This window comes from Micromonospora taraxaci (genome assembly GCF_007830095.1).
Lineage (GTDB): Bacteria > Actinomycetota > Actinomycetes > Mycobacteriales > Micromonosporaceae > Micromonospora > Micromonospora taraxaci.
The window spans coordinates 1,310,330-1,330,981 of sequence record NZ_VIWZ01000001.1; the positions used below are offsets into that span (position 1 = coordinate 1,310,330).

At 72.3% G+C, this 20,652-nt stretch carries 23 protein-coding genes; 12 read left to right on the forward strand and 11 right to left on the reverse strand.

Annotated features, from left to right (window positions below; translation table 11 throughout):
* Nucleotides 1–6: 6 nt before the first annotated feature.
* Nucleotides 7–945 (forward strand): ribose-phosphate diphosphokinase, encoded by a 939-nt coding sequence (locus tag FHU34_RS06240; RefSeq protein WP_145779099.1) that lies wholly within the window; start codon nucleotides 7–9, stop codon nucleotides 943–945.
* A 28-nt stretch (nucleotides 946–973) separates the two neighbouring features.
* Here FHU34_RS06240 and FHU34_RS06245 read toward each other — a convergent pair whose 3' ends face one another.
* The gene (locus FHU34_RS06245) at nucleotides 974–1,429 is read right to left on the reverse strand and encodes an ATP-binding protein (RefSeq protein ID WP_145779100.1); all 456 of its coding nucleotides are present in this window, start codon (nucleotides 1,427–1,429) and stop codon (nucleotides 974–976) included.
* Between the two features lie 120 nt (nucleotides 1,430–1,549).
* Here FHU34_RS06245 and macS point away from each other — a divergent pair, with 120 nt between their 5' ends.
* Together macS and FHU34_RS06255 are read left to right on the forward strand one after the other, a co-directional pair.
* Nucleotides 1,550–2,689 carry a MacS family sensor histidine kinase gene (gene macS, locus FHU34_RS06250; RefSeq protein WP_145779101.1) on the forward strand — a complete coding sequence of 380 codons (1,140 nt, stop codon included), beginning with the start codon at nucleotides 1,550–1,552 and terminating at the stop codon, nucleotides 2,687–2,689.
* 14 nt (nucleotides 2,690–2,703) lie between these two features.
* Nucleotides 2,704–3,357, forward strand: a complete 654-nt coding sequence (locus tag FHU34_RS06255; protein WP_145785455.1) for a response regulator — start codon at nucleotides 2,704–2,706, stop codon at nucleotides 3,355–3,357.
* 42 nt (nucleotides 3,358–3,399) lie between these two features.
* On the opposite strand, the gene FHU34_RS06260 is transcribed toward FHU34_RS06255, so the two are convergent.
* The 3 genes from FHU34_RS06260 to FHU34_RS06270 all read right to left on the reverse strand — a co-directional run bounded on the left by FHU34_RS06260 (nucleotide 3,400) and on the right by FHU34_RS06270 (nucleotide 6,001).
* Nucleotides 3,400–3,972, reverse strand: coding sequence for a DUF5709 domain-containing protein (locus FHU34_RS06260; protein ID WP_145779102.1), 573 nt, complete (start codon nucleotides 3,970–3,972; stop codon nucleotides 3,400–3,402).
* Nucleotides 3,973–4,061: 89 nt separating this feature from the next.
* Nucleotides 4,062–4,991, reverse strand: coding sequence for an ATP-binding protein (locus FHU34_RS06265; RefSeq protein WP_145779103.1), 930 nt, complete (start codon nucleotides 4,989–4,991; stop codon nucleotides 4,062–4,064).
* On the reverse strand, nucleotides 4,991–6,001 hold the full coding sequence (locus tag FHU34_RS06270; RefSeq protein ID WP_244311567.1) for an SDR family oxidoreductase: 1,011 nt from the start codon (nucleotides 5,999–6,001) through the stop codon (nucleotides 4,991–4,993). Before FHU34_RS06270 ends, FHU34_RS06265 begins: the two co-directional genes overlap by 1 nt.
* Before the next feature lie 231 nt (nucleotides 6,002–6,232).
* On the opposite strand from FHU34_RS06270, the gene FHU34_RS06275 reads away from it, so the two are divergent.
* Nucleotides 6,233–7,432 (forward strand): glycosyltransferase, encoded by a 1,200-nt coding sequence (locus FHU34_RS06275; protein WP_145779105.1) that lies wholly within the window; start codon nucleotides 6,233–6,235, stop codon nucleotides 7,430–7,432.
* Nucleotides 7,433–7,443: 11 nt separating this feature from the next.
* On the opposite strand, the gene FHU34_RS06280 is transcribed toward FHU34_RS06275, so the two are convergent.
* The 4 genes from FHU34_RS06280 to aroA form a co-directional block, all read right to left on the reverse strand.
* Nucleotides 7,444–8,298 (reverse strand): hypothetical protein, encoded by an 855-nt coding sequence (locus tag FHU34_RS06280; RefSeq protein ID WP_244311900.1) that lies wholly within the window; start codon nucleotides 8,296–8,298, stop codon nucleotides 7,444–7,446.
* Nucleotides 8,299–8,357: 59 nt separating this feature from the next.
* On the reverse strand, nucleotides 8,358–9,176 hold the full coding sequence (gene hisN / locus FHU34_RS06285; RefSeq protein ID WP_145779107.1) for a histidinol-phosphatase: 819 nt from the start codon (nucleotides 9,174–9,176) through the stop codon (nucleotides 8,358–8,360).
* Between the two features lie 28 nt (nucleotides 9,177–9,204).
* Nucleotides 9,205–10,200, reverse strand: coding sequence for a ribosome small subunit-dependent GTPase A (gene rsgA, locus FHU34_RS06290; RefSeq protein ID WP_145779108.1), 996 nt, complete (start codon nucleotides 10,198–10,200; stop codon nucleotides 9,205–9,207).
* 136 nt (nucleotides 10,201–10,336) lie between these two features.
* A complete protein-coding gene (gene aroA / locus FHU34_RS06295) occupies nucleotides 10,337–11,638 on the reverse strand; it encodes a 3-phosphoshikimate 1-carboxyvinyltransferase (protein WP_145779109.1) in 1,302 nt (433 codons plus the stop codon).
* A 102-nt stretch (nucleotides 11,639–11,740) separates the two neighbouring features.
* Here aroA and FHU34_RS06300 point away from each other — a divergent pair, with 102 nt between their 5' ends.
* The 5 genes from FHU34_RS06300 (at nucleotide 11,741) to rsrA (ending at nucleotide 15,093) form a co-directional block, all read left to right on the forward strand.
* Nucleotides 11,741–12,451 carry an SOS response-associated peptidase gene (locus FHU34_RS06300; protein WP_145779110.1) on the forward strand — a complete coding sequence of 237 codons (711 nt, stop codon included), beginning with the start codon at nucleotides 11,741–11,743 and terminating at the stop codon, nucleotides 12,449–12,451.
* Between the two features lie 196 nt (nucleotides 12,452–12,647).
* Entirely contained in the window at nucleotides 12,648–13,040 is a 393-nt protein-coding gene (locus FHU34_RS06305) for a WhiB family transcriptional regulator (protein WP_145779111.1), read from the forward strand.
* A gap of 52 nt (nucleotides 13,041–13,092) precedes the next feature.
* The gene (locus tag FHU34_RS06310; protein ID WP_145779112.1) at nucleotides 13,093–13,710 is read left to right on the forward strand and encodes an alpha/beta hydrolase family protein; all 618 of its coding nucleotides are present in this window, start codon (nucleotides 13,093–13,095) and stop codon (nucleotides 13,708–13,710) included.
* 266 nt (nucleotides 13,711–13,976) lie between these two features.
* On the forward strand, nucleotides 13,977–14,804 hold the full coding sequence (locus tag FHU34_RS06315; protein ID WP_088987788.1) for a sigma-70 family RNA polymerase sigma factor: 828 nt from the start codon (nucleotides 13,977–13,979) through the stop codon (nucleotides 14,802–14,804).
* A 1-nt stretch (nucleotide 14,805) separates the two neighbouring features.
* Complete coding sequence (rsrA, locus tag FHU34_RS06320; RefSeq protein WP_030336658.1) at nucleotides 14,806–15,093, forward strand: mycothiol system anti-sigma-R factor; 288 nt, start codon at nucleotides 14,806–14,808, stop codon at nucleotides 15,091–15,093.
* A 122-nt stretch (nucleotides 15,094–15,215) separates the two neighbouring features.
* Here rsrA and FHU34_RS34215 read toward each other — a convergent pair whose 3' ends face one another.
* Nucleotides 15,216–15,290: a 50S ribosomal protein bL37 gene (locus tag FHU34_RS34215; RefSeq protein ID WP_369814844.1), complete on the reverse strand. Its 75-nt coding sequence runs from the start codon at nucleotides 15,288–15,290 to the stop codon at nucleotides 15,216–15,218.
* Nucleotides 15,291–15,517: 227 nt separating this feature from the next.
* Between FHU34_RS34215 and FHU34_RS06325 the strand changes: the two genes are divergently transcribed.
* A complete protein-coding gene (locus tag FHU34_RS06325) occupies nucleotides 15,518–15,733 on the forward strand; it encodes a biotin/lipoyl-binding carrier protein (protein WP_145779113.1) in 216 nt (71 codons plus the stop codon).
* Entirely contained in the window at nucleotides 15,730–16,239 is a 510-nt protein-coding gene (locus FHU34_RS06330; protein ID WP_145779114.1) for a GNAT family N-acetyltransferase, read from the forward strand. Before FHU34_RS06325 ends, FHU34_RS06330 begins: the two co-directional genes overlap by 4 nt.
* 12 nt (nucleotides 16,240–16,251) lie before the next feature.
* Here the strand turns inward: FHU34_RS06330 and FHU34_RS06335 are convergent, their stop codons facing one another.
* On the reverse strand, nucleotides 16,252–16,872 hold the full coding sequence (locus FHU34_RS06335; RefSeq protein ID WP_145779115.1) for a TetR/AcrR family transcriptional regulator: 621 nt from the start codon (nucleotides 16,870–16,872) through the stop codon (nucleotides 16,252–16,254).
* Between the two features lie 112 nt (nucleotides 16,873–16,984).
* Here FHU34_RS06335 and FHU34_RS06340 point away from each other — a divergent pair, with 112 nt between their 5' ends.
* Nucleotides 16,985–18,571 carry an MDR family MFS transporter gene (locus tag FHU34_RS06340; protein ID WP_145779116.1) on the forward strand — a complete coding sequence of 529 codons (1,587 nt, stop codon included), beginning with the start codon at nucleotides 16,985–16,987 and terminating at the stop codon, nucleotides 18,569–18,571.
* A gap of 72 nt (nucleotides 18,572–18,643) precedes the next feature.
* On the opposite strand, the gene FHU34_RS06345 is transcribed toward FHU34_RS06340, so the two are convergent.
* Nucleotides 18,644–20,473, reverse strand: a complete 1,830-nt coding sequence (locus tag FHU34_RS06345; protein ID WP_145779117.1) for a tetratricopeptide repeat protein — start codon at nucleotides 20,471–20,473, stop codon at nucleotides 18,644–18,646.
* Nucleotides 20,474–20,652: the final 179 nt, after the last annotated feature.

Consider the following 20,652-nt stretch of genomic DNA (forward strand, 5'->3'; position numbering starts at 1 on the left):
GCGAACGTGCGCGACATCGCCGTTTTCAGTGGAACTGCCCATCCCGACCTGGCTGCCGAGATCTGCGCCCACCTGGGGGTGCCGCTGCATCCGGTGCGGGTCTCCCGGTTCGCGAACGACTGCCTGGAAGTGCAGTTGCAGGCCAACTGCCGCGAGCGGGACGTCTTCCTGATCCAGCCGCTGGTGCCGCCGGTGCAGGAGAACCTGGTCGAGTTGCTGCTGATGATCGACGCGGCGCGGGGCGCCTCCGCCGGCCGGATCACCGTGGTACTGCCGCACTACGCGTACGCCCGCTCGGACAAGAAGGACGCGCCGCGGATCTCGATCGGCGCGCGGCTGGTCGCCGACCTGCTCACGTCGGCCGGGGCGGACCGGGTGCTCGCGATGACGCTGCACTCGCCGCAGGTGCACGGCTTCTTCAGTGTCCCCGTGGATCACCTGCACGCGCTGCGTGAGCTGGCCACCCACTTCCAGCGCTACGACCTGAGCAACACCGTGGTGGTCTCACCCGACCTGGGCAACGCCAAGGAGGCAGCGGCCTTCGCCCGACTGCTCGGCACTCCGGTCGCGGCCGGGGCGAAGCAGCGGTTCAGCGACGACCTGGTCAAGATCAGTGCGGTGATCGGCGAGGTGACCGACCGGGACGTCATCGTGCTGGACGACGAGATCGCCAAGGGCAGTACTGTGGTCGAGCTGATGGAGCACCTGCGTGGCCTGAAGGTCCGGTCGATCCGGCTCGCCTGCACGCACGGCCTCTTCTCCGACGACGCCCTGCGGCGACTCAGTCAGCAGGACGGCGTCCTGGAGATCGTCTGCACCAACACGGTGCCCATCCCGGCCGCCAAGCGGGTGCCGGAGTTGCAGGTCCTGTCGGTGGCGCCCGCCCTGGCCGAGGCCATGCGTCGGATCCACAACGGGGAGTCCGTCTCCGCGCTCTTCGGCTGAGCCGCCCCACGCCGCACCGTTGCGCGGATCAGTACGTGGTGCGGTCGGGGCTGACGAGACCAGTGGTGACGCGGACGGTGGTGCCGGCGGTGCTGGTGACCACCTCCATGGCGTCGGTCAGCTCGCGGGCCAGCCAGAGACCCCAGCCGCCGGCGGTGTCCGGGGCCGGCCGACTGCGGTCGCCCAGCCGCTGCGGGCTGATCCCGTGCCCGTGGTCGGCCACCTCGCAGACCAGGGCGTCGGCCTCGTGCCAGAGCCGCAACCATCCGCGTCCGCCACCGTGCCGGACCGCGTTCGTGATCAACTCGTTGATCGCGAGCACGAAGTCGTCCAGCCGTTGACCGGTGAGGCCGGAGGCATGCGCGCAGGAGGTGACCGAGTGTCGAATCTCGGTCACCTGGGCCTGGTTGAAGGCGTCGGCGATCAGGAGGGCAGGTTCGATGGGCACAACCGTACGCGGTGCGTGTGGATCTGCGTTGGTCATGGGCCCGTCCCGGCGGCGGATCTCGGAGTACTTCGCGGCTTTTCCACCGTACGTCAGGGTTTCCCGAACCGCACTCGCTGCTCGCCATGCGGCCGGCCGGGGTGTGGCATCCTGACCGCCATGCCGTCGCCGCCAGGTGAATTCGAGGTGCCGCTGTGGCGTGCGCTCACGGTGTTCCGGGTGGCGTCCCTGGCGTACGTCTGCGTGCTCGCGGTGCGCGACGTCGACCGGTACGACCACCCGTACGCCGTCGGCGCCCTGGTCCTGGCGATGGCGGCGTGGACCGCGGCGACCGCGATCGGGTACGCCCGGCCGGCCTGGCGGCGCTGGCCACTGTTGCTGGCCGACCTCGCAGTGGTGCTGGCCGTCGTGCTGGCCACCCCGTGGGTGGTCGGTCGGGCGGCGCTCGCCGGCGGCGTACCCACCATGGGGGTCGCCTGGATGGCCGGCCCGGTGCTGGCCTGGGCCGTCTCCGGCGGGAGGCGGCGGGGCACGATCGCCGCGCTGCTGGTGGCCGGCGCGGACCTGGCCACCCGGGAGCGGATCAGCCAGTCCTCGTTCACCGGGGTGATCCTGATGCTGCTCGCCGGAGTGGTCGTGGGGCACGTGGCCCGGCTCGCGGTGGGCGCCGAGGAGCGGCTGCAACGCGCTGTGGAGTTGGAGGCTGCCACCCGGGAGCGGGAGAGGCTGGCCCGGGGCATCCACGACTCGGTGCTCCAGGTGTTGGCGCTGGTGCAGCGGCGGGGTGCCGACCTGCCCGGCGAGGCCGGCGAGCTGGCCCGGCTGGCGGGTGAGCAGGAGGCCGCGTTGCGGGCGCTGATCGCCGGCACCGACCCGACCGCCGCCGCGCTCCCGGACGGCGCCGAGGCGGCGGCGGTGGACCTGCGGACCCTGCTCGGCCGGTACGCCTCGACGGCGGTGGCGCTCTCCGCACCGGCCACCCCGGTGCCGCTGCCCCGGCGGGTGGCCGGTGAGCTGGCCGCCGCGACCGGCGCGGCCCTGGACAACGTGGGGCGGCACGCCGGCGGGAGAGCCTGGGTGTTGATCGAGGACGAGGGGGCGACGGTGACCGTGTCGATCCGCGACGAGGGGCCGGGCATCCCGGCCGGCCGACTGGCCGAGGCTGCCGCGCAGGGCCGCCTCGGCGTGACCCAGTCGATCCAGGGTCGGGTGGCCGACGTGGGCGGGACGGTACGGATCATGTCCGTTCCCGATGCCGGCACCGAGATCGAGTTGACAGTGCCGAGGGCGCAGCGGTGACCCCGACCAGGGTGATGGTGGTCGACGACCATCCGATGTGGCGGGAAGGCGTCGCCCGAGACCTCACCGAGGCGGGCTTCCTGGTGGTGGCGACAAGCGGCGAGGGGCGACAAGCTGTCCGGGTGGCCGCCGCCGCCCGGCCCGACGTGGTCGTCCTCGACCTGCAACTACCGGACATCTCCGGCGTCGAGGTGATCCTGGGTCTGCGCGCGGCAGTGCCCGGGGTGCGGGTGCTGATGCTCAGCGCCAGCGGCGAACAGCAGAGCGTGCTGGACGCCGTCAAGGCGGGGGCCACCGGCTACCTGGTGAAGTCGACAGCGCCCGCCGAATTCCTCGAAGCGGTCCGCCGCACCGCGGCTGGCGACACTGTCTTCACCCCCGGCCTGGCCGGGCTCGTCCTCGGCGAGTACCGCCGGCTGGCCGCCAGCCCGGGTCAGGCGGCCGACCCGAGCGGCGGCGCGGAGCCCGCCACGCCCCGGCTCACCGACCGGGAGACGGAGGTGCTGCGGTTGGTGGCGAAGGGGTTGTCGTACAAGCAGATCGCACAGCGGCTCGGGTTGTCGCACCGCACCGTGCAGAACCACGTGCAGAACACCCTGGGCAAGCTGCAACTGCACAACCGGGTCGAGTTGACCCGCTACGCCATCGAACGCGGCCTGGACGACTGACCGGGGCGAGCGTGCCGAGCTGACCGCTCCCGACGGACGGCGTCAGACCGAGCGCGGCGGCTCCGTCTCATGGATGGCCAACTCCTCGGCGGTCGCCCCGCCACCGGCCGAGCCCGCGTCGTACGCCACCGAGTCGGTCTCCTGGTCGGTGTGCGACCCCTCGTCCGGCTCCACCAGCCGGCCCACTGTGGCGTCGGCGACCGTGCCGAGCTGACCGTGGTCGTAGAGGGAGACCGGTGAGTTCGGGTCCGAGGTCGGCCCGGGATCCATCACGTCGGCGTCCAACTGGGCCTCCGCTGCGGCCTCCAGGTTGTCCGCCTCGAAGGCGATCTTCGGGTCGATCGTCCCGGCCAGCGGGTCGTCCGCCGGACGCTCGTAGACCTCTCGTTCGAGCTTGTAGTCCAGCGACTCCCCGTCGAGCTGCTCCTCGGCGGTCGTCCCGAACCGGTCCACCGCGACCGGCGTCCGGTCGCCGGGCAACTGGGCCGGGTCCGGGCCGTCCGCCTCGCGCCCGGTGAGCACGTCGTCGTTGGCGGTCGAGTCGTCATCGGCGGTGTCGGGCAGGCCTTGCGCCTCGGTGTCGGACACGGGGGTCGGGTACTCGTTGTCGCGCATGTCTGATCACTACCCGCTGCCCTCCCGCCATAACCGGAGCACGGCAGGCCGTGCGGTGGCGAAACCGGCACCCGGGACGGAACACCCCGTCAGTCGCGGTGGGCGACCTCGTCCTCCGGGTGCAGAACGCACCAGACGACCTTGCCGTCCCCTACGGGGCTGCTGCCCCAGCGGCGGGCGACCGTGTCGATCAGCAGCAGGCCCCGGCCACCGGCCCGGTCCGGCGGGGACAGGCCGGCGAACGTCGGCAGGTGCGACGAGTGGTCGCGGACGGCCAGGTGCAGGCTGCTGTCTCGGGGCGCGAGCCGTACCGTCATCGGGGTCCGGGCGTGTGCCACCACGTTGTTGACCATTTCGGTGATCGCGATGCACGCCGGGTCGATCAACGTCGGCACGCCCCAGCGTCGGCAACCGGCGGTGACCAGCTCGCGGGCCTGCCGGGCAGCTCCCACAGCGGGGGCCAGGTCGGCGGTGAGCACCGCCGCCAGTGGCGTCGCAGCGACCGCTGCCAGCGCGCCGTCCACCGTCGGCCAGGCCGGCACCCCGGCCACCGTCGCGGACCCGGCCACTGTTGTCGGCACGGCCGGTTCCCCGGCCACCATGCCCGTCACGGCCGGTTCCCCGGCCACCATGCCCGTCACGGCCGGTTCCCCGGCCACCGTGGTCGGCTCGGCCGGCAGCGCCGCGTCCGTGTGGTCGGGCCGGTCGACCGCCGGGTCACACAGCAGCAGATCCGCTGCCGGCCAGTCGGCGACCTCCCGGCGAACCTCGGCGAAGACGCCCCGCCCGGTCGGATCGACCACCCGCAGCCCGGTCACGTCGGCCACCACCGGACCGGGCCGGTCGGCGAGCCTGGTGAGCAGCGCGAGGCGTACCGCCTCGGCTCCGGCGGCGTCGAGCACACCTGTCAACCGGACCACCGCCGACGACTCGTCGGCCTCCACGCGGCAGCTCGCCATGATCGCCTCACGGGGCTCGCCGGCCACCGCTCGCGCGTTCGGACGCTCGGTCGCGGTCATCAGCGCACCGACCGCGATCGGCGGTTGATCGCCGCCATCGTGCCGACCGCCGTTCCGGCCGCGGCCAGGCCGAACGCCGCGGTCATCCGCACCAACTGACGCCGTCGGCCCTGCCAGCCACCGTCCCGGCGGGCACCGGCGTCGGCGTCGGCGTCGGCGTCGGCGTGGAACACGTTGCCGGTGCTGTCCACCCGAGCCCCCGGACCGAACTGGGTGCGGTGGGCGTACCAGCCGAGGGTGCGCTCCACCAGCGCCGGCGCCAGCCGCCACTGGAGGCCGAGCAGCCGGGCCGCGCCACCGGCGTACGCCTCCCGGCGCGGTCGACGGAGCAGCCGGACGATGGTCTCGGCGACCACCTCCGGCGGGTAGATCGGAGGAGGTGGCACCAGTTCGCGGCCGGTGTGGTTGGCCGCGTGCCGGAAGAACGGGGTGTCGATGGTGGCCGGCAGCACGGTGCAGACCGAGATCTGACCGCGGCCGGTGACCCGCAGTTCCTGCCGGACCGTGTCGGCCAACCCCCGGACCCCGTGCTTCGTGGCGTTGTACGCCGACTGGTACGGCATCGCCACCTCGGCCAGCACCGAGGCGTTGTTGACCAGCACGCCGCCGCCGGCCGCTTCCAGGTAGGGCAGCGCGGCCTTGATGCCGTGCACCGTCCCGAGCAGGTTGACCTCCAGCACCCGGCGGAACTCGGCGACCGGGATCTCGTCGAACAGGCCGACAGCGCCCACCGCGGCGTTGTTCACCCAGGCGTCGATCCGGCCGAACTCGGCCGCCGCCCGATCGGCCAACCGTCGCACCGACTCCAGATCGGTCACGTCGGTCGGTACGACCAGCGCCCGGCCGCCCAACTCCCAGCACTGGTGCGCGACCTGTCGCAGGGCCGGCTCGCTGCGGGCGGCCAGCACGACGGCGGCGCCCCGGCGGGCCAACGCGTACGCGGTCGCCGTGCCGATCCCGCTGGACGCGCCGGTGATCACCACGGTCGAATCGTCGAGGGTGCGGGTCATCGGCATTCCTGGGCGGTACCCCCGCCCGGGCCTGGTCATACCACCAAGCAGTTGTCGATCATCGTCGAACTGTCACCTGGGTGCCACCTGTGCTTGCTGTGGCGCAAGTGTCGGCGGCACTCGTCGCGACTCTTCCTGATCTGCCAGGTTTCGGCTCCGGGTGCGGGGGTTAATGGGACGCTCTGACCGGGAGGACCACCGCCGAGGGAAAAGATCGCAGGGAGGTGACCCATGCGCGTCGGCCTCGTCTGCGCGCACGCCAGTTCGTACCGCCACGCCGACGGCCCACCGGTCGGCACCCGCCAGCACATAGCGCGGGTCGCCGCCGAGTTGGCCGAACGGGGCCACGACGTCCGGCTCTACGACCGCACTGACGATCCAGGACTGCCGGCGACGATCGACGTCGACGGCTACCAGGTACACCGGGTGCCCGCGGGCCCGCCCACCCCCCTCTCCACCGCCGAGCTGATTCCCCACGTGACGGAGTTCGGCCGCTGGTTGACCGACGAGTGGTCCGGCGCCTGGCGACCCGAGGTGGTGCACGGGCACTACTGGGTCGGTGGCCTGGCCGCCGCGCACGCCGTCCGGGAGACCGACATCCCGGTGGTGCAGACGTTCCACTCGCTCGGCGTCGAACAACTGCGGCACCTGGGCGGCCACTACGACGGGCCGGGGGAGCGGATCACCCTGGAACGGGCGCTGACCAGGGCTGTCGACATCGCCGTCGCCCAGTCGAACGACGAGGTCGACGAGTTGACCCGGATGGGTCTGCAACGCAGCTCCGTCGCGTTGGTGCCGGCCGGGGTCGACATCGAGCAGTTCCACCCCGACGGCGAGGCGGCGCCCCGCGAACAGCGGGCCCGAATCCTCTCGGTGGGCTCACTCTCGGCCGGGCACGGCCAGGAGGACCTGATCCGGGCGATGCGGCTGGTCGGCGACGCCGAACTGGTGATCGCCGGTGGGCCGCCGACCGACCAACTCGCCAACCACGCCGAGGCGCGACGGCTGCGGGAGCTCGCCGAGCAGGTGGGCGTCGCCGACCAGGTGCGGCTCGTCGGTGCGGTTCCGCACGATCAGATGGCCACCTGGTACAGGTCGGCGGACGTGGTCGCCTGCACGCCGCACTACTCCTCGGCCGGGCGGGTCTCGTTGGAGGCGATGGCCTGCGGCGTACCGGTGATCGGCTACGCCATGGGCGGCTTGGCGGACGCCGTCGTCGACGAGGTCACCGGCCGGCTGGTGCCCCCCGGCGACGTGCGGGCACTCGGTATCTCGCTGCGTCGGCTGCTCGCCGACAACGCCGGCCGGTTCGCGTACGGACACGCCGCGGTGGACCGGGTCCGCAGCAGCTACACGTGGGAGCGGACCGCCGGGGCGTTGGAGCGCCTCTACGAGCGGGTGGTGAGCCGCCGCAAGCCGGTCGAAGCCTAGGCCGGTTCCGGTCAGCCGGAGCGGGTGGCGACGGCCATGGCCCGGTCCCGGCCGCGGGTCACCGAGCGGTGCTGCTGCGGCTCCGCGTACCGGGTCAGCCCGATCACCGCGGTCAGGGTGACCAGGAAGCCGGCCGCCGCCAGCCACTCCCGGCCCGGCCAGATCTTGTCGTTGAGCAGCAGCAGGCCGACGATCGCGGCCGGCACCGCGCCGGCGGCGTCCATCGCGGCGACCGCCGCGGTCGTCGAGCCGCGCTGCATGGCCAGGCCGAGCAGCAGTTGACCGACGATCGAGTGGACGATCAGCAGGTAGAACAGCGGGTCGGTGAGGAACGCCTCGGCCGACGACGCGGATGCCAGCGGCCGGGCGGCGACCGCGGCCGAGCTGAACGCCAACCCGGCCAGCGAGCCGAGGGCCACCGAACCCGGTGCCCCGTGCAGTCGGACGGCGAAGACACCGAGCACCGCGATGACGCCGAGTGCCACCAGCAGGGCGATCGAGCCGGCCGTGCCGAGCTGCCGCGACGGTGCCGGGCGGGCGGACAGCACCAACGCGGTGATCCCGGCGAAGAGCAGCGCGAGCAGCACCACCTCCGCCGCCGGCAGTCGCCACTTCAGCACCAGCACGCCGAGGATCGCGGTCACCCCGAGCCCGGCCGCCACGCTGGCCTGCACGAGGAACAGCGGGAGATCCCGCCGGGCCAGGAAGGCGAACACGAAGCCGGCGATCTGGCAGCCCAGGCCGACCAGGTAGGTCCGGTGCCCGGCGAGGCGCAGCAGCAGGCCCGGATCGAAGGTGTGATGGACCGTGGTGCGGGCTGCGGCCACCGACTGGAGGAGGTTGGCGAAGCCGTACGCGACGATCATCGTCGCGAGGAAGCACCAGCCGGAGGAGACCACCTGGCGAGGATAGAGGTTGCCGGGGGTCAGCGCTCGGCTGGCCGATCGAGCCGGGTGAGGATGTCGGCGTGCAGCACACCGTTGGTGGCCACCACACTGCTGTCCGTGCCGGGGTCGCCGGCCGGGGCCGGTCGACCGTCCAGATCCGTGACCGTGCCACCCGCCTCGGTGATGATCGGCACCAACGCCGCCACGTCCCACAGCGACAACTCCGGCTCGACCATCACGTCCAGTGCCCCCTCGGCCAGCAGCATGTAGCCGTAGAAGTCGCCGTACGCCCGGCTGCGCCAACCGTCGCGCATCAGGTCGAGCATCGCGTCGAGCAGCCCGGCGCGTTCCCACCCGGTCAGCGAGGAGTAGCAGACGCTGGCGTCGGCCACCGCCCGTACCGCTGACACCCCGATCCGCTCGCCGTCGGCCGAGCCCGATCCGGCGTACGCGCCCGCGCCAGCACTCGCCCACCAGCGCCGCCCCAGCGCCGGCGCGGACACCACGCCGACCGCCGGACGGTCCCCGTCGTAGAGCGCGATCAGGGTGGCCCAGACCGGCACACGGCGGACGAAGTTCTTGGTGCCGTCGATCGGGTCGATGATCCACCGGCGGCCGGCCGGGTCGGTGGACGGCCCGGCGCCGTACTCCTCACCCAGCAACCCGTCCGTCGGCCGGTGCTCGGTCAGCAGGGCGCGGATCTCCCGCTCCACGGCGGTGTCCGCGTCGGAGACCGGTGTCAGGTCGGGCTTCGCCTCGACGCGCAGGTCGAGTGCCCGGAACCGGGCCGTGGAGATGGCGTCGGCCCGGTCGGCGAGCTGGTGGGCGAGGGCGAGGTCGTCGGCGTACCCGGTCATTCCGGCAACCTAGCCGACGCCCGCCGGCTCACTCGTCGGGCCCGCGCCGGTCACCCTCGCCCGGCCCGCGCTGGTCGCTCTCACCGCGCGCGTCGCCCTCGCCGGCGCGGGAGGCCAGCAGCCGGCGGTACGACGCCAGCCGGCGTGGGTCGGCCTTGCCGGAGGCCACCCAGGCATCGAGGGCGCAGTCGGTCTCGTCCGCCGTGTGCTGGCAGTTGGGCGGACAGTCGACGGTGCCCTCGACCAGGTCGGGGAAGCCGTGCAGCAGGCTGTCGGCGGACACGTGGGCCAACCCGAAGCTGCGGATGCCCGGGGTGTCGATGATCCAGCCCGGGTCGGTGTCCACCCCGGGCACCGGTGGCAGTCGCAGCGCCACCGCGCTGGTGGAGGTGTGCCGACCGCGGCCGATCGCACTCACCACGCCGACCGCGCGGGCGGCGTCCGGGACGAGGCGGTTGACGAGCGTCGACTTGCCCACGCCGGAGTGCCCGACCAGCACCGACACCCGACCACTGAGCAGCGCGCGTAGCGCCCCTAGGTCGGCGTCCGGGCGGTTCAGCACGTACGGCAGCTCCAGCTCGGTGTAGTAGCCGAGCACCTCCTCCGGACCGGCCAGGTCGGCCTTGGTGAGGCAGAGCAGCGGCTCGACGTCCGCGTCGTACGCGGCCACCAGGCAGCGGTCGATGAACCCGGTACGCGGCGGCGGGTCGGCCAACGCGCTGACGATCACCAACTGGTCGGCGTTGGCCACCACGACCCGTTCCAACCGGCCCTCGGCGGTGGTGTCGTCGTCGTCGGCGGTGCGGCGCAGCACCGAGCGGCGGTCGGCGATCCGGACGATGCGGGCCAGGGCGCCCTCCGCGCCGGACGTGTCCCCGACCAGGCTGACCCGGTCGCCCACCACCACCGACTTGCGGCCCAGCTCGCGGGCGCGCATCGCGGTCACGGTGGGCAGCTCGGCCCCGACCACGCCGCGTTCGGCACCGGACAGCACGCAGGTGTAGCGACCCCGGTCGACGGCGATGACGAAGCCGTCAACGGCGTCGGCGTGCCGGGGTCGGGTGCGCGTACGTGGACGCGACGACTTTCCGGGCCGAACCCGTACGTCGTCCTCGTCGTACTCCCGCCGTTTGGTCGCCAGGACCTGTCCTCTTCTCGCGTCAGCTCTTGCCGGTCACCATCGCTGACCATAGTGCCGGGAACTCGGGCATCGTCTTGGAGGTACACCCCACGTCGTCCAGCTCGATGCCGGGAACGGCGAGCCCGGTGACCGCGGCGGCGTGCGCCATCCGGTGGTCCTGGTAGGTGCGGAAGGTCCCACCGCGCAGGGGGCGGGGCCGGACCTCCAACCCGTCCGGGGTCTCGGTGATGTCCGCCCCGAGCCCGCTGAACTCCCGCGCCAGCGCGGCGAGCCGGTCGGTTTCGTGGCCGCGGATGTGCCCGACGCCGGTGAAGACCGACGGCGAGTCGGCCAGCATGGCCAGCGCGGTCAGCACCAGGGTCAGCTCACCGACGTCGGACAGGTCGGCGGTCAGCCCGTGCACCACGCCGGTGCCCCGCACGGTCAGCCCGTCGGTGGAGAGGGTGACCTCGCCGCCCATCCGTTGCAGCAGCGAGCGGAGCTGCTCGACTGGTTGCGCGCTGCTGTGCGGCCAGCCCTGGAGGGTCACCTCGCCGCCGGTGACCAGCGCGGCGGCGAAGAACGGCACCGCGCCGGAGAGGTCCGGCTCGATCTCCCAGGCGCGCCCGGTGAGCGGACCGGGCTCGACGGCCCAGACGTCGGGGGAGCTGTCGTCGACCGCCGCGCCGGCGGCCCGCAGCATCTGCACTGTCATCCGCAGGTGCGGCGCGGACGGCACCGGCGGGCCGACGTGACGCACCACGACACCCCTGTCGAAACGCGGGGCGGCCAGCAGCAACCCGGAGACCAGCTGGCTGGAGGCGGACGCATCGATCACCACCTCGCCGCCGGTGATCCGGCCGGTGCCGAGCACTGTCAGCGGCAGACTGCCGGTGCCGGTGACGTCGATCCGGACGCCCAGCGAGCGCAGCGCGCCGACCAGCGGGCCGAGGGGGCGGGTGCGGACGTACGGGTCGCCGTCGAAGGTGACCTGCCCGTCGGCCAGGCCCGCCACGGGCGGCACGAACCGCATCACGGTGCCGGCCAGCCCCACGTCGACGTGGGCGGGGCCGACCAGCGGGTGCGGCCGGACCAGCCAGCGCTCGTCGTCGCTGATCGACACGTGCGCGCCCATTCCGCGCAGGCCGGCGGCCATCAACTCGGTGTCGCGGGCGCGCAGCGGCCGGGCCAGCGTCGACGGGCCGGCGGCCAGCGCGCTGAGCACCAGGGCGCGCGCGGTCATCGACTTGGAACCGGGCAGACGCAGTGTCGCCGTCACCGGGTCGGACGCGGTCGGTGCGGTCCACGGCTGCGACGGCCGGGTCGCGGTTAGATTCCCCACGGTTACATTCTGCCGTGTCGGCTGCTGGGCGGCGGGGGCCGGCGGTCGTACTCCCGGTTGGCGGGACAGCCGACAGGGCCTCCGACGCGTTAGCGTGTGCATATGTGCGGCAGGTACGCGACGACCCGGAGCTCCGGCGAGCTCAGCGCGCTGTTCGAGTCGTCCGACGACACCGACGGCCTGCTCCGACCGGACCACAACGTCGCGCCGACCGATCGGGTGCCGCTGGTCCGGGTGAGCCCGGAGGGTCATCGCAGCCTCTGCGTGGGCCGCTGGGGTCTGCTGCCGCACTGGTCCCGGTCCGCCGCCGGCGCGGCCCGCATGATCAACGCGCGGGCGGAGACGGTGGCCACCAGCCGGGCGTACGCCGGGTCGTTCTCCCGCCGCCGCTGCCTTGTTCCGGCCGACGGCTGGTACGAGTGGGTCCGTCGGCCCGACGGCGGGCGGCAGCCGTACTACATGACGCCCACCGACGGATCTGTGCTCGCCCTGGCCGGCATCTGGTCGGTCTGGGAGTCCGGCGCCGACTCCCGGCTCACCTTCAGCGTGCTGACCACCGCGGCGCTCGGCGACCTGGCCGAGGTGCACGACCGGATGCCGCTGCTGCTGCCACCCGAGTCCTGGTCGTCGTGGCTGACGTCGACCGACGAGCCGGAGCGGTTGCTCGTCCCGGCGTCGCCCGAGCAGTTGGCGGGGTTGGAGATCCGACCGGTGGGGCCGGCGGTGGGCGACGTCCGTAACGACGGCCCGCACTTGACCGAACGGGTGACGGTCGCGCCGACGATGGCACCGCAGGAGTTGACACTGTTCTGAGGCGACGGCGCATCGTCGGGCACCGATTTGACAGGATTGCGCGCGATTCGTCTCCTGACTGTTCAGTCATGTTCCCGGCAGACCCTTGTCCCGGTGTTGCGAAGTGCGATAGAACACAGCGCCGGTAGTGGCTGTCGATTCGCACGGGGCGGACGACGTCCACCGATCTTGCCGGTCCCACGGGGGAGGTGGGTGGATGACACGGGCGCGTATGCCCCGGCCGCACGAGGTGGCAGCGGCGCGGCGAGATCCGCGACTGCTGCGGGCAGTACGGGAACGGCGACAAGACGACGCGTGGCGCACCAGAGGCACCTGTCAGAGCGTCGATCCGGAGACATTCTTTCCGGCGCCGAACGAGCCGGCGGATGCTGCCGTAGCGCTGTGCCGTAGTTGCGATGTGCAGGGGTCCTGCCTGGCCTGGGCCCTGGACGTCGGTGACTGCCATGGCGTCTGGGGGGCGACCACGCCTCGCGAGCGGCGGGCGATGCTGGTGGCCTGGCGGGGCGAGGTCGAACCTGACCCGGACGCCGTCGACGACGCCGGCCCGCCGGTGCGGGACCGACTACTCACCCTGGTGCCGCTCAGCTGACCAGTGGCCCGGTCCACCACCGGGCGTCCGGCACGCGGCGCAGAATGGGCCGGTGCCAACCAGCGACCAGATAGACACCCCGCGCGGTCCGGCGGGGATCACCACCGACCTGCCGGCCCGCCCGGCGACCGCGCTGCTCGTGCTCGGTCACGGGGCGGGCGGCAGCGTCGACGCACCCGACCTGCTCGCGGTCCGGGACGCTTCGGTCGCTGCCGGCCTGGTGGTGGTCCGGGTGACCCAGCCCTACCGGGTCGCCGGTCGACGTGCGCCCGCACCCGCGGGTCATCTCGACGAGGCCTGGACGGCGGTGCTCGCCGTGCTGCGGGACCGGCACGTCGACACACCGACGGTGCTGGTCGGAGGCCGTTCCAGCGGTGCCCGGGTGGCCTGTCGGACGGCGCGTGCGGTGGGCGCGGCCGGTGTGGTCGCGTTGGCCTTCCCGCTGCACCCGCCCGGACGGCCGGAGCGTTCGCGCGCCGCCGAACTGGGCACCGGTCTACCGACGCTCGTCGTCAACGGCGACCGGGACCCGTTCGGTACGCCGGAGCCGGCGCAGGGCGTACAGGTGGTGAGCCGTCCGGGGGAGACGCACGACCTGCGGCGCGATCCGGCGGGCACGGCGACTGTGGTGCGGGACTGGCTGCGAGCCCAGGGCTGGGCGGCCGATTGAGCGGCTGTGCCCGGGCGACCGTTTCCGGTGCCGGGCTGCACGGCTGTGCCCGGGCGACCGTTTCCGGTGCCGGGCAAGGGTCGTTGCATCGGATGGTGCCACCGGGCCGGTTCGAGCCGAAGGCGCCAGTCCTCCCAGGCCCTTCCTGGTCCCAGCGCCGGCCGCCGTCGGGGCCGGGACCAGGAACGGGGAGGCCCGGACGGAATGCCCCAGTGGTCATCTCGCGTTACAAACCCCGGACGACTTTTCTGCGAGGGGGGTGACCGGTGCCGACCGAGACACGGAGCCTGAAACGGGACGAGCGGGACGCCCGGCAGCTGAAGCGGCTGCTGGATGGTCCGGAGTGGCCTGCGACGGCGGGACCGGGCGGGGCTGGTGTGGTGAGCACGGGCACACCAGCCGGAAGTGAATCTGCGGGCAGGTCCGTACGCGTATCCTCGGCGGGAAAGCATCCGACGCGAGGGGATGTGCGGTTGACCACCGAGAAGACGGACGAGCGCAGGGCCCGATTCGAGCGGGACGCGATGCCATTCGTCGATCAGCTCTACGCTGCTGGGCTGCGGATGACACGCAACCCGGCGGATGCCGAGGACCTGGTCCAGGAGACGTACCTGAAGGCGTACGCGGCCTTCCACCAGTTCGAGCAGGGCACGAACCTGAAGGCCTGGCTCTACCGGATCCTGACCAACACCTACATCAACTCCTACCGCAAGCGGCAGCGCCAACCGATCCAGGCGCCGACCGAGGAGATCACCGACTGGCAGCTCGCCGAGGCCGAGTCGCACACCTCCAGCGGGTTGCGTTCGGCGGAGACCGAGGCACTGGACCGGCTGCCGGACAGCGACGTCAAGGAGGCCCTCCAGCAGTTGCCGGAGGAGTTCCGCCTGGCCGTCTACCTGACCGATGTCGAGGGCTTCTCGTACAAGGAGGTCGCGGACATCATGGGCACGCCGATCGGCACCGTGATGTCGCGTCTGCACCGGGGCCGTCGTAATCTGCGCAAGCTGCTTGAGCGCTACGCCGGGGAGCGGGGCTTCAGTGCCGCCCGCTCGTCCAAGGGCTCCAGCACCGCCGCTGCCGGCCAGGAGGTGTGACGTGAGCTGTGGGGAGCCGCACGAGACAGACTGCCGCGAGGTGCTCGCGGAGGTCTACCTCTACCTGGATCTGGAGTGCGCCGACGAGCGGCGCTCGCTGATCCGACACCACCTCGACGAGTGCGGGCCCTGCCTTCGCGAGTACGGGCTGGAGCAGGAGGTGCGGGCGCTGGTGGCGCGTTGCTGCGGCAACGAGACCGCGCCGGACGAGCTGCGCGAACGGCTTCGGGTCAAGCTCACCGAGTTGGTGGTCTTCGAGACCAGTGATTCCCGCGAGTTGGCCGACTGAGCGTCAGCACATCTGACGGACCAACACCGGTGGCCCGGGTCGACGTGGACCCGGGCCACCGGTGTGCCCGGCGTCCGCCGGGGCGGGCTGATCGGTGACGGGCCGCCGGCCCGTCGACTCGGTCAGGAGTTGGGACGCTTGCCGTGGTTCGCGGCGCTCTTCTTACGGGCCTTCTTCTTCCGGGACTTCTTCGCCATGCTGACCTCCTCGTGATGGGTCGGATCCGTCCTGCGCACGACCTCGGCGCGGGTGCACCCACCGGCCGTCCGGCGTCGGGTCCGACCCGCTGATGGTAGTGCTGTCGACACCCGCCACCTTCCCCAGGGCGGATGTGGCATCTCGGCTGTGCCGCTGTGCGCTCACCGCCGTCCGGCGCATGATTGGATACGACGGCAGACACATCGCGAAGAGGGAGGGCCCGGACATGGCCGAGGAGATCCGCGCCGAGATGGTGGCGAACGTCTGGAAGGTCGTCGCCACGGCTGGTGACACGGTGGCCGAGGGCGACACCCTGGTGATCCTCGAGTCGATGAAGATGGAGATTCCGGTCATCGCCGAGTCCGAGGGTGTGATCCAGCAGCTTGCCGTGCACGAGGGCGACGTCGTGCAGGACGGCGACCTGATCGCGGTGATTGCTTGACCGGGCTGCGGGTCCGTCCTGCCGAGCAGGCCGACTTCCCGGCGGTGGCCCGGCTGACAGTGGCCGCGTACGAGGCGGACGGTCAGCTCAAGGGCGAGCACGGGTACGGCGCGGTGCTGGCCGACGTGTCGACCCGGGCCGCCAGTGGCGAGGTGCTGGTCGCTGTGGACGAGGCGACCGACGCGGTGCTCGGCTCGGTGACCTTCGTGTTGCCGGGCACCCGTTTCGCCGAGCTGTCCGGGCCGGGTGAGGCGGAGTTCCGGATGCTCGCGGTCGACCCGGGTGCCCAGGGGCGGGGCGTGGGTGCCGCGCTGGCGCAGGCGTGCGTCGCCCGCGCGACCGAGTTGGGTTGCGTGGCGGTGGTGATCTGTGTCCGGGCCGGGATGGCCCTCTCGGCCCACCGGCTCTATTCACGGCTCGGGTTCGTCCGCGCGCCGGAGAAGGACTGGTCGCCGGCGCCGGGGGTGGACCTGCTCGGTCTGCGGTTGGATCTGACGCGCGGCTGACCGCCCGGCCGATCAGCTGCGGCCGGTCGCGCCCACGTCCGGCGGAGCGGGCGGAGCGGGCGGAGCGGGGTCGGGGCCGAGGGCGGCCAACAACTCGTCGGCCACCTCCAAGGCGATCTTGCGGCGTTCGTCGTCGCTGATGTGCGGCGCGCGGAGCGCGAACCAGCTGCCGTGCACCGCGAACAGGGACAGGGTCGCGCGCAGTTGGGCGGCGGGGGAGTCGTCGCCCCGGCACAGCGCGTCGGCGAGCTTCATCATCCGGCCGCGCATCTGCTGGCCGGCGGTGAGACTCTTCAGCACGGTCTGGTTCTGCTCGAAGAAGCGCATGACCGACGGCATCTCGCCGCTGAACATCGTGTCGGCGTAGCGGGAGACGAGCTCGCGCCGGGTGTCCAGGGTCGCGGGCTGCGACTCGGCCCACGCGGTCAGCGCGTCGATTTGCACCAACCGGTCCTCGACGAAGCTGGCGACGATGTCGTCCTTGCTCTTGAAGTGGTAGTAGAGCGCGGCCTTGGTGACGTTGAGGCGCTCGGCGATCTCCCGAAGCGAGGTCTTCTCGTACCCCTGCTCGGTGAAGAGCTCGAGCGCGACGGCCTTGATCCGCTCCCGCGTGCCGCCTGTGCTCTCCCTCACCCACGCCCCCCAATTGGCTTGACCGTTAGTTGGTCCCCAACTTACCGTGCGGCTAGTAAGGTGACTAGCCGGGCGGCAAGTAAGTGTGGCAATCCTCGGGGGGAGCTTACCCATGACACAGGCAACCCAGGCCGGCGCACGACCCAACAACATCCGGGTCGTGCTGTTCGGGCTGATGATCGCGATGATGCTCGCGATGCTCGACAATATGATCGTCAGCACCGCGTTACCGCGGATCGTCGGCGAGTTCGGCGGCCTCAACCACTTCACCTGGGTGGTCACCGCGTACGTCCTGGGCACCACCGTCTCCACCCCGATCTGGGGCAAGCTCGGTGACCTCTACGGCCGCAAGTCGGTCTTCCTGACCTCGGTCGTCGTCTTCCTGGTCGGCTCCGCCCTCTGTGGCATGGCCGGCTCCGGGATGCTCGGCGGCCCGCAGGACGGCATGGTCCAGCTCATCGCCTTCCGGGCCGTGCAGGGCCTCGGCGCCGGCGGCCTCATGGTCGGCGTGATGGCGATCATCGGTGATCTGGTCCCGCCCCGCGAGCGCGGGCGCTACCAGGGCATGATCGCCGGCATCATGGCCATCGCCATGGTCGCCGGCCCGCTGGCCGGCGGATTCATTACCGACCACCTCTCCTGGCGCTGGGCGTTCTACGTGAACCTGCCGCTGGGCGGAATCGCGCTGCTCGTGCTGATCACCACCATGCACCTGCCGAAGTACCGCACCGAGCACCGGATCGACTGGCTCGGCGCCGGGCTGCTCTCGGTCGGCATCACCGCGATCGTGCTCATCACCACCTGGGGCGGCAACGAGTACGACTGGACCTCGCCGCAGATCCTCGGCCTGGCCGTGCTGGCCGTCGTCGCGTTGGTGGCGTTCGGCCTGGTGGAACGCCGGGTCCAGGAGCCGATCCTGCCGCTGGCGCTCTTCGCCAACCGCAACTTCGCGCTGATCTCGGTGATCGGCTTCCTGCTCGGCTTCGCAATGTTCGGCGCGATGAACTTCCTACCGCTCTACCAGCAGACCGTGCAGGGCGCGTCGGCGACCAACAGCGGTCTGCTGCTGCTGCCCCTGATGTTCGGGATGCTCGTCGTCTCGCTGGTCATCGGCCGGGCGATCACCAAGAACGGCAGGTACCGGGCGTACCCGATCGTCGGTGGCGTGGTGATGACCGCAGGCATGGCGCTGCTGTCCATGCTGGACACCAACACCAGCAAGTTGACGTCCTCGCTCTACATGGTCGTGCTCGGCGTCGGCATGGGCTTCCTCATGCAGACGTCGATGCTGATCGCGCAGAACAGCGTGGAGCAGAAGGACCTCGGCGCGGCCAGCGGCGCGGCGACGTTCTTCCGGTCGATCGGCGGTTCGTTCGGCATCTCGCTGTTCGGCGCGATCTTCGCCAACCGGCTGGCCAGCTCCGAGGGCGGTCGGGCCTTCGGTGGCGGCGAGGCCGGCGCTGGGATGGACCTGGCGAAGCTCAAGGAACTGCCCGCCCAGGCGCGCGAGGTGGTGCTCGGCGGTCTCTCCGACGCGATCTCGCACGTGTTCCTGTGGGCGGTGCTGTTCACCATCGTGATCCCGGTGCTCGCCTGGTTCATCAAGGAGATCCCGCTGCGGACCGCCAACGAGGCGCCGCCGCAGGCCACCCCGGAGGAGGAGGCCGAGGTCGCTCTCGGCAAGGCCCCCGTCGCCTGATCCGACACCCGCATCGCACGCCGCGTCGTCCCGTCCGGGGCGGCGCGGCGTGTGTCTTCCACGAGAGCGCGGCTACCGCCGGCGCAGGCGTTGCCAGAGACGGCGTAGCGGATTGCGGGGACGGGGGACCCGGGCGGAACGCGTGCCGAGCAGGTCGGTGGCGAGCGCCGCGGTGGCCGGGTCCAACTCCGGAGCGGCGAGCGCAAGATGGGCCAGCGAACCGGCGATCGGGACCGGCCGGGTCCGCGCCACGGCGGCCGCGTCGGCGAGCCGCTCCGCCACCACCCGCGCCACGTCCGAGCGCACCGAGGGATCCACCCAGGCTGCGGTGACCAGCGCGAACAGCGCCGCCTCGGTGACCCAGTCCTCGACCCCCCAGATCAGGTCGAGCAGCACCCGGCGGCGGGTCGACCCCTCCCACGGCTCGTCGGTGCGGTGGTGCAGCAGACCCAGGCAGGCCCACACCTGCACACCGCGGACCCAGACCGACGGGTCGTGGGCGGCCAGCAGTCGACCCACCGCGTTGGCCGGCGCCGCGGGCGGGTGCACCAGCAGACCGAGCAGATCGGCCACGTCGAGACCGGCCAGGCTCACCGCCGTGTCGTACGCCGCGGGCGGGTGTGGCCACGCCGGGTGCGCGATCTGCCCGATCCGTTCGACAGCCGTCGCCGAGGGCGCCGGCAGGGCAGGCGTGGGTACGTCGTCCGCGTACCGCCACAGCTGTTGTGCGGACGCCCGTCGCGGCTCGCGCGGGTCCGGTTCCAGCGTGCTCCCGACGACGTCGATCCGCAGTCCGGGGGCTGTCGACGTCGCCGTCCGGACGGCGCTCGGCGGGGCCGGGGCAGTCAGGTGTACGACGCTGCCGAGGCCGTTGTCGTCGTCGGCCACCGCCTGGCGCATCGCGTCGAGCAGCGGGCCGTCGGCCGGCGTCAGTTGACCCAACCAGGGCCGGGCCCGGCAGCACTGGGCCAGGTCGCCGTGCTCGTGGGTGTCGTCGGGATGGTCCCGGACGAAGTCGGCGAGCGCGACCAGGTGGGCCAGGTCGCCGTCGCGCAGGTGCCGCAGACGGTGTGCGGTGTGCACCGCGCAGTCGAACGACGGGTCGCGTGCCAGCGCCCGCTCGGTCCACTCCAGCGCCTCGTCGAGCCGGCCGATGTCGGCCAGGGTGCCGGCGATGTCCGCGTAGATCGCCAGGTCGTCGGGGTCCAGCTCGACGGCCCGACCGAGGGCCGCGAGGCCGTCGCGGGTCCGGCCCGCGCTGCGGTACGCGTACCCGAGCCAGACCTCGCCCATCTTCGACTGCTGTGCGCGTACCCCTCGAGCGGCCCAGCGGACCGCCAGGGCGGCTTCGCCGACGCGCCGGGCCAGCGCGGACGCCGCACCCAGCAGCAGGCTGTGCTCGGGGTGCACGGTGACCGCGTTGCGGGCCAGCGTCAGGTACGGCGTGAGGGCGCCCCGGGCGAGCCGTGGCACCGGGTCGGGCAGGGCGGCGCACACCTGCATGAGGACGCGGGCGATGTGTTCCGGGCCCAGTCGTTCGGCCAGCTCGGGTGCGGTGACCCAGGGCACCTCGGCCCACGGGGAGCCGGGCGCGTACGTGGTCGCCGCGGCCAGCAGTTCCAGCCCTTCGGCGGGGCGCCCGGCGGTGGCGAGCAGGTGGGCGCGGGCGACGACGGCTCCCACGAACGTGTGGTGGTTGATCGGGAAGAGGTCGAGGCCGCCGTCGCTCACCGCGGCGAGTCGGGCCAGCGTCTCGTGCACCTCGGGCAGGGTGGGCGCCCGCGCCAACGCACCGGCGAGGTGACCGGCGGCGTGGTGCAGGTCGCCCTCGTCCAGTGCCAGCCGGGCCAGCGCCAGCTCCTCCGTAGCGGAGAGCGCGGCATCGTCCGTTCCCTCGGGCACGTCGTCCTCTCGTCGCAGACTCGACCGTGTGCAGCGGGCCAAGCGTAGTTGATATTGAGATCATCCGGTGATCATCTGCGCACTCCTGCTCGTTCGATTGCTCGAAGATGGGGAAAGGTGCAAGACTGAGCAGGAAACGCGCGGGAACCGCGCAGGGGAGGAGTGTCCGTGACACGCGC